Source organism: Bartonella refiksaydamii, assembly GCF_902652675.1.
GTDB lineage: Bacteria > Pseudomonadota > Alphaproteobacteria > Rhizobiales > Rhizobiaceae > Bartonella > Bartonella refiksaydamii.
In genome coordinates, this window is the sequence record NZ_LR736290.1 from 176,798 (window position 1) to 183,727 (window position 6,930).

Here is a 6,930-nt window from a genome sequence, read left to right on the forward strand (position 1 = left end):
TGAATACTGATTTGAACAAGCGTATGATTGTGTAGGCAATAAAAGAGCGAGATACACAAAATGTTTTAACGGTTGATGTTAACTGTTATTAAGTTTCAGTTATGTAATAAAAAGGGTTTTAGCTGCAATCAACATTTTCTTTTTTGTGAGGAATATTGGGTCACATTTTTGTTTCAGAAAATTCTTGCGGTTTAAAACGATACGTTGTTGAACAAAACTCACATGTAACTGAAATATATTTGTTTTTAACCATTTTGTTATGTTCATCAGTGGGAAAGCCTTCCAGTATTTTTTTAATTTTTTCGCGTGAACAAGAGCACTGATCTACAAGAGAAAAAGGATTAAAAACTCTAACACCTTGTTCATGAAAAAGACGGAACAATAGCTGTTTACTGCCGACTTGGGGATCTGTCAATTCTGCACTCTCAATGGTAGCCATCAGTGCTTTGGCTTCTTGCCATTGGTTTTCAAGCCGATCATGCGTTTTGATTTCTTCTCGTTTTTTATTGGGTTCATATACTTTATAATGAAACGATTCTTGAGGTAAAAGTTGGGCCAAAATGCCTCCTGCCCGCCAGCTTTTTTTTGGTTTTCCTTGTTGGTCTCGATTGATTAATACAGCAACTGCCAAATGAATATCGGTAGGAATTTGTTCCGATTGATCAAAATAGGTATGGGAAGCTTCTTGTAAATTTTCTCCCTCTAATGCAACTATCCCCTGATAGGGTTGTGTGTGTGCACCTTGGTTGATGGTAAAGGCTAAAGTACCTCTTCCCAAGAGAGTTGCTGAAGATATTTGATCATTAGCTATTGCTTGTGCTAACAGTTCTTTATCAAAACGAGCATAACCGCGTAGACTAGAAGGAGGAGAGAAATCACACACTAACATATTAACCGGCCCGTTGGTATGGGTTTGTAAAATAAATTTTCCCTTAAGTTTCAGAGAGGTTCCAAGAAGAACGGTTAAAATTAAAGCTTCTGCTAGAAGGTAAGAAACTGGTTCAGGATATTGATGTCTTGTGAGAATAGAATTTAAAGTTTCTCCAAGTTGTACGACACGCCCACGGATATCAAGTTCTTCGACTTGAAAGGGAATAACAACATCATCCCCACTCAAGCAGATATTGTTAAGAGAGTCTTCATTTTTAGTTTTTTTACCTTCTTCACTCATATCTTCGCCTTTTATATGATTTGTTTTGGCAGGCTATTGTGGAGAGAAAAATGCATCTTGTAAACACCAAGAAAAAATTGCTTTTTGAGCATGAGGACGATTTTCAGCTTCGTCGAAAACAACAGAAAGCGGTCCATTGGTCACAAATCTACAACTTCTTCACTACGATGAGGAGGTAGACAATGCATAAAGAGGGCGTAGGGTTTAGCTAATTTCATTAAAGCTTCATTAACTTGGAGGCTGGAAAATAAAATGACTACAGGCGTGAAATTCTTGCCCCATGGGAGAGCATGTGTTGGTTATAATGCAATCAACATCTTTGGCAGCTTCTTGAAGATTGTTTGTGAGCGTAATATTAGCTCTGCGTTCGCGTGCCAAGTTAACGTATTTTTCTTGTGTTTCATTGCCTTTTCATGTAGCAAGGTGTAAGTAAAAATTAAAGAGAGTTATTGTCATCTCTCATCCAAGCAAATGTTTTGCCGGTGATTGGTCAACGATGTTCTTTATAGGTTAGGATATCTGCTAGAATTTGGCAAAGATGTGCATCATCTGTGAGAGCATGAGTAGTAAGAATCTAGGCATATTGTACTAATTCGAGCATCCGGTAATGTGCTGTTGTGCGTATTATGATAATATTCATAAAACGTGATAATATACGTGCTGTGTCGGTGATAGTTTAGCTATAACAGAACTGCATTTTTGAGCTTGTTAACATGATCGCGTTCCCACGAAGCTAACGCATACCGATATAAAATGAAACACGGGTTCGTGTGGACGGTTTTTCAAAAATCATTGCTCGTGTTTTACTAACGAAAGGTTTTGAATTTTTCCTGTATTGAAAGATGCTTTGAGGGTTTTAGCATGGTCAATAAGTGTGCGTGCTATTGGTGGGATTAAAACAGATGAGTCGGTAAAGTGGCGAAGAGCATTTATCATGTTTATGATTGTAGTTTGACAGTAGGTTTTATACTAAGTGGGAAGAGGTGGGATTAGGTAGGAATACGTGGTAATTTGTTGTTTTTATGTATAAAATTTAGCATTAAATGCGCGTTTTGTCAAAATAGATTTTGACACCTAAAATTGTAAAAAAGAGCGAAAATCAGAAAAAAGTGCGTTTTCATGGTGAAAATGAAAGAAGGCTTTGAAAGGTCTTTGAAAACCCTGTGAAAAATTTTGAAAAGTCTGTGAAAGCCCAGAAAACCGCCTTTGAAGACCCTTTGAAAAAAACACTCCAAAAGTTCAATTGACTCCAAAATCAGCCAAAAATAACCAAAAAAGCAAAAAAGATTTCCATATATGCGTGGAAATCTCAAAAAGAAGATAATAAAATATTATTTATCAATGTATTATATTAATTTATTAATGTAAAAAGATTTTCATATCGATTTTTCATATTAAAGGGGTATTAAGCTGTATCTTATTTAGTTTCTGGATGTGCATTTTTAGCTTCTATTTGACGCTTTAAATGCAGTTTTAAAAGAGGCAAAATAAGCTCGACTTCTTCCGTGTCGTTGATGTCTTGAACAAGCTCTTGCAACTTTATACAAAGTTCCGCCGCGAGTTCCGCTATATCTTCAGGGGGGATTTTTATATTTGCATCGCGATAGGTTGTATAAGCCACGCGACCGAGCTTTTTCATGAGTCCAGCAGGGATAGTTTGTGGTTTAAAACCCGCTGCTTTCGCCTTTTCCATGTCTGTAAACATTTCGCCTTCACCTGTAGCTAGCCATTCCACAGATATACCGCAAACATTTTTGTAAATTACCAACATTGATACAGGTGGTTCTCGCAAGCCAGTTTCATAATTACACATAGTACTTTCAGGTGCTGCAAGATGTTCAGCAAATTGCTTGCGCTCCGTGAAACCAAGGGCGCGTCGCACTTCACATAGCCGCTTTGCTAGTTCTGTTTTAGGTTCTTTTTTAGGGCGTGCCAAAAATGCTCCTTATTCATATTGAGGTTTGTTTTAAGTTACGGGATTTTAAAACGTAAAGAGATTCCCCCATTCATCTTAAAGTAGCATTAAGCCGAATTTTGTGCAGCTTTGGAGTGTTCTTTTTCAGCCTCTATTTGACGCTTTAAATGAATTTTAAGAAGAGGGAAAGTCGCTTCGACCTCTTCCATGTCGTTGATGTCTTGAACAAGCTCTTGCAACTTTATACAAAGCTCTGCCGCTAATTCCGCTATATCTTCAGGGGGGAGTTTTATGTTTTCATCGCGATAGGTTGTATAAGCTACACGACCAAGTTTTTTCATGAGACCAGTAGGGATAGTTTGTGGTTTAAAGCCTGCTGCTTTCGCTTTTGCCATGTCACTAAACATTTCACCTTCACCGGTAACGAGCCAGTCTAAGGATATTCCACAGCGATCTTTATATATTCGCATTATAGATGCAGGGGGTTCTTGCAAACCCGTTTCATAATTGCGCATAGTCGTTTCGGGAATTTCAAAATGTTTAGCAAATTGTTTGCGCTCTGTGAAACCAAGGGTAAGCCGTACTTCGCGCAATCGTTTTGCGAGTTCTGTTTGTGGTTCTTTTTCAGGGCGTGCCAAAAAAATCACTCCAAATCCATTTTCGGTATTTACAAAAGCCGAATTTGGCATTATACATCTAATTACCGCCCGATATAGAGGGCAGATATTTTACATAACCCCACAAAAAACGGATGTGGGAGCATCCGTTTAAAGCAGGAGCGAAGTTATGACAACCACACAAAAATGGGATCGCCATAGTATTTTAGCTGAGCTACGCCGCCGTAATATGACCTTGGCGGAGCTCGCGAAAGCTTATCAACTCTCGTCATCCAGTGTTCAACATATCTGGACACGGACCAACGAGAAAGCCGAACGCGCTATTGCCGATTTTATCGGTTTGCCCGTCGAGCAAGTGTTCTACGACCGCTACCCCAAAAGTCGCCGTCGTATTTTTAAAGCAGCAAAACATGCCAATACGGATTCGATAAAGCATTCCGCATTGCGTGGTAATGCTGCTTGAACTTCGTTACACGGCTTTGCGTTTTTACGCATTTGCCATGAATTTAAATACCATAAGATAAAAAGGTTTATCAATGTCTAAAGATCAATACGAAATGGGCAAGATAAATTGCAGAGAGTTGCATCATAGAACAGCTGTTTGGATGGGTTGGTTTTGGCGATTAGGGGGTGGTCATATTGTTTTTATAGGGGGTGGTTATGGTTGCTGCTTGTAATTTATGGACCCCAGAAGCCAGAAGCGATATCGTTAATCCTTATTCAGAAGTTGAACGTTTGGAAGCTATGCTTGCCTGTTCTTTAAAAGCCGTGAGTAGTGGATTTAAGCATCTGCCAATCCGGTATATTATTGACCCTCCGCATTGCTTATTTGATGCGGCGTTAGCTCGACAGATTGTTATTCATATCTTGCATTATCAGTTTGAGGTGCCGCGGCGGCGTCTTGTTGCCATGCAAGAGCGTGAACGCACTGCTGTTGCTCGTTCTTTGCGTACCATTAACCGGCGGTTAATGGAACCAGTTTTTGCGAAAGCTTATCGAAGATGGGCGGGGCGTGCGATGGATTTATTCTTTAAAGAGATCAGAAAGGCGGCGGCGTGATGGCACAGTTTCAAAAGCTTGCTCTTGATGTGATTGTGGTGCCGGAGCGTATTCGCCCTGTGGATGATGAGCATGCCAAGGCGCTTGCACAATCGATGGCGCGGGAGGGATTGATGAATCCCATTACGGTGCGCCATACCCCCAATGCTAAAGAGGGTAATTATACGCTTATAGCTGGTGCACATCGGCTTCGTGCTGCGGAGCTTTTGGGGTATAGTGATATTGATGCCGTTGTGGTGCAGGCCGATAAGGATAATGCTGCGCTTTTAGAAGTGGCTGAAAACCTCTTTCGCAATGAATTGTCTGTTATTGACCGTGCGCTTTTTGTCCAGACTTACCGCGAATTGTGGGAAAAGAAGTATGGGGAGATTAAGGTTGGTGGCGACAGAAAATCAAAGGGTAAACATTACCCTTTGATCGGTGGTGAGCAATTGGGACAAGTTGTTCCAATTGCTCAAAGGGACAGCAATGCAACTTCAGATCACAATAAAATCGAGTGTGAAGGGGATAAAGTGGCAAAGGTGCAAGTTGCACCTTTGCCAAATGATGGTGACTTAAATGGCAAAGTGCAAAATTTGCACTTTGCCAAACATGTAGCAGATCGTATTGGTTTATCGAAGGAATCGGTGAAACTCCTCAATCGTATTTCCAAGTATTTACAGCCGGAGTTGCGCTCTGTTTTGCGGGGGACGGCGTTGGCAGATAATCAAGCGCAGTTGTTAAAATTAGCGAAGATGGAGCCGGTTGCGCAGCGGCGGGTGGCAATTGCTTTGCAACAGGTTGAGGGGGATTTACGGCGGGCTGTTGATTTGGTCAATGGCGTTAATATAAGCCCACAAATTAATGAGCAGGAACGGATTTTTGCTCAGTTATTAGGGGTGTGGCAGAGAGCAGATGCGCAGACAAAGGCGCGGTTTTGTGATTATCTTGCAAGAGAACGTGGGGAGAAGCAGGCATGAAGAGGTATGGTTGCGGGCAGCTTGATTTTTTCCAAAAGCCGGTTTTTCCCTGCCGTGAACCCGTTGCGCAGATTGATTTAGGGCGGTTTCGCTCACGCATTAAGCGTGCCATGGCGCGGGCTTTGAGAGAATGCCGGGTAGAGCGCAGTGTGATTGCAGAGCGTATGGCGCATTATTTAGGGATTGGGTGTTTAAGTAAGGCCAGTTTGGATGCGTATGTTGCGGAAAGTAAGCAGGTTGATATTTCCCTACCACGATTTAAGGCATTTGTGCGGGCGACAGAGGCGGCTCTGGGATGAGGTGGTGAGTGAAGATGGTTTATTGCTGTTGCAAGGGGATGAGGCGCGGTTAGCAGAGATTGCACGGTTGCAGCAGGAACAGCGGGAGATTGCAGCGCGATTGAAACTCATGCGCGCAACACCGGTTCGCATTAAAAGGGGGCAGCCATGAAGGAATGGTTTCGTATTGCCGAATTGGCTGAGGCAGCTTTGCCAGGGTTGCCAAAGAGCAAAAGTGGATTTCGTAGGATTTTATCGACGAAATGGCGACATCAAAGTGGTTTGACACGTAAAGTTAAAGGGGTTTCTCGACCTGTTGTAGAGGTTCACATTTCCTTATTACCGGAGGGGGCGCAGGCGGCATTGTTGGTGCGGGCGGGTGGTGTTGATGTTTTGCAAAAGGCAGAGCTGACGAGACAAACAGAAGCGCTTTGGGTGCGTTATGAGGGGCTTTCAAAGGCGCATAAAAAGCGCTGTGAAGAGCGTTTGAAGGCGCTTTGTTTTTGGGAAGATTTGCTCCATGGCGGTATGGGGGTGCATGATGCGGCAAGTTTGAGTGCGGTGCAATTTGGTGTGAGCCGGATGTCGCTTTTTAATTGGCGGCAGATGGTTGAAGGGTATGAGCGTTCTGATTGGTTGGCAGCCTTAGCACCTTGTTATGGTGAGGAGAATGTTTCGCAATTTGCGCCGTGTCATGAGGGGGCGTGGGAGGTTTTTTGTTCGGATTATTTGCGCCCCTCTCGCCCTGCATTTTCGGCATGTTATCGGCGGATGGTTTCGGTTGCGCAGGAGAAAGGTTGGGCGCCTGTCCCTTCAGAGCGGGCTTTGCGGCGTCGTTTTAAGGCGCAAGTTTCCAAAGCGGTTGTGGTTTTAGCACGTGAGGGAGAAGAAAAGGCAAAGAAGCTTTATCCGGCACAACGGCGTGATCGCT

General features: G+C 42.7%; 8 protein-coding genes and 2 pseudogenes. 6 read left to right on the forward strand and 4 right to left on the reverse strand.

Annotation, left to right across the window (positions count from 1 at the left end):
• Positions 1–160 precede the first annotated feature (160 nt).
• The 4 genes and pseudogenes from GQO39_RS01690 to GQO39_RS01705 all read right to left on the reverse strand — a co-directional run bounded on the left by GQO39_RS01690 (position 161) and on the right by GQO39_RS01705 (position 3,724).
• Positions 161–1,171, reverse strand: a complete 1,011-nt coding sequence (locus GQO39_RS01690; protein WP_156850677.1) for an Hsp33 family molecular chaperone — start codon at positions 1,169–1,171, stop codon at positions 161–163.
• 33 nt (positions 1,172–1,204) lie between these two features.
• Positions 1,205–2,107: pseudogene (locus GQO39_RS01695) on the reverse strand (Rossmann-fold NAD(P)-binding domain-containing protein).
• Positions 2,108–2,588: 481 nt separating this feature from the next.
• Positions 2,589–3,107, reverse strand: a complete 519-nt coding sequence (locus GQO39_RS01700) for a helix-turn-helix domain-containing protein (RefSeq protein WP_156850678.1) — start codon at positions 3,105–3,107, stop codon at positions 2,589–2,591.
• 86 nt (positions 3,108–3,193) lie between these two features.
• Positions 3,194–3,724, reverse strand: coding sequence for a helix-turn-helix domain-containing protein (locus GQO39_RS01705; RefSeq protein WP_156850686.1), 531 nt, complete (start codon positions 3,722–3,724; stop codon positions 3,194–3,196).
• Between the two features lie 148 nt (positions 3,725–3,872).
• Between GQO39_RS01705 and GQO39_RS01710 the strand changes: the two genes are divergently transcribed.
• The 6 genes and pseudogenes from GQO39_RS01710 to GQO39_RS01730 form a co-directional block, all read left to right on the forward strand.
• On the forward strand, positions 3,873–4,166 hold the full coding sequence (locus tag GQO39_RS01710; RefSeq protein ID WP_156850679.1) for a helix-turn-helix domain-containing protein: 294 nt from the start codon (positions 3,873–3,875) through the stop codon (positions 4,164–4,166).
• A 73-nt stretch (positions 4,167–4,239) separates the two neighbouring features.
• Positions 4,240–4,380: a hypothetical protein gene (locus GQO39_RS08785; RefSeq protein WP_198039398.1), complete on the forward strand. Its 141-nt coding sequence runs from the start codon at positions 4,240–4,242 to the stop codon at positions 4,378–4,380.
• Complete coding sequence (locus GQO39_RS01715) at positions 4,364–4,762, forward strand: hypothetical protein (protein ID WP_156850680.1); 399 nt, start codon at positions 4,364–4,366, stop codon at positions 4,760–4,762. Before GQO39_RS08785 ends, GQO39_RS01715 begins: the two co-directional genes overlap by 17 nt.
• On the forward strand, positions 4,762–5,721 hold the full coding sequence (locus tag GQO39_RS01720) for a ParB/RepB/Spo0J family partition protein (protein WP_156850681.1): 960 nt from the start codon (positions 4,762–4,764) through the stop codon (positions 5,719–5,721). Before GQO39_RS01715 ends, GQO39_RS01720 begins: the two co-directional genes overlap by 1 nt.
• A pseudogene (locus GQO39_RS01725) lies at positions 5,718–6,171 on the forward strand (hypothetical protein). Before GQO39_RS01720 ends, GQO39_RS01725 begins: the two are co-directional and overlap by 4 nt.
• Positions 6,168–6,930 (forward strand): DNA-binding domain-containing protein (locus tag GQO39_RS01730; RefSeq protein WP_305764573.1); only part of this gene is annotated, 763 nt, incomplete at its 3' end. The pseudogene GQO39_RS01725 and the gene GQO39_RS01730, both read left to right, overlap by 4 nt.

Bases quoted from the DNA above. Each gene is read 5' to 3' on its own strand.
- GQO39_RS08785 (WP_198039398.1), top strand. From the start codon at position 4,240: ATGTCTAAAGATCAATACGAAATGGGCAAGATAAATTGCAGAGAGTTG.
- GQO39_RS01720 (WP_156850681.1), top strand. From the start codon at position 4,762: ATGGCACAGTTTCAAAAGCTTGCTCTTGATGTGATTGTGGTGCCGGAG.
- GQO39_RS01710 (WP_156850679.1), top strand. From the start codon at position 3,873: ATGACAACCACACAAAAATGGGATCGCCATAGTATTTTAGCTGAGCTA.
- GQO39_RS01715 (WP_156850680.1), top strand. From the start codon at position 4,364: ATGGTTGCTGCTTGTAATTTATGGACCCCAGAAGCCAGAAGCGATATC.
- GQO39_RS01690 (WP_156850677.1), bottom strand. From the start codon at position 1,171: ATGAGTGAAGAAGGTAAAAAAACTAAAAATGAAGACTCTCTTAACAAT.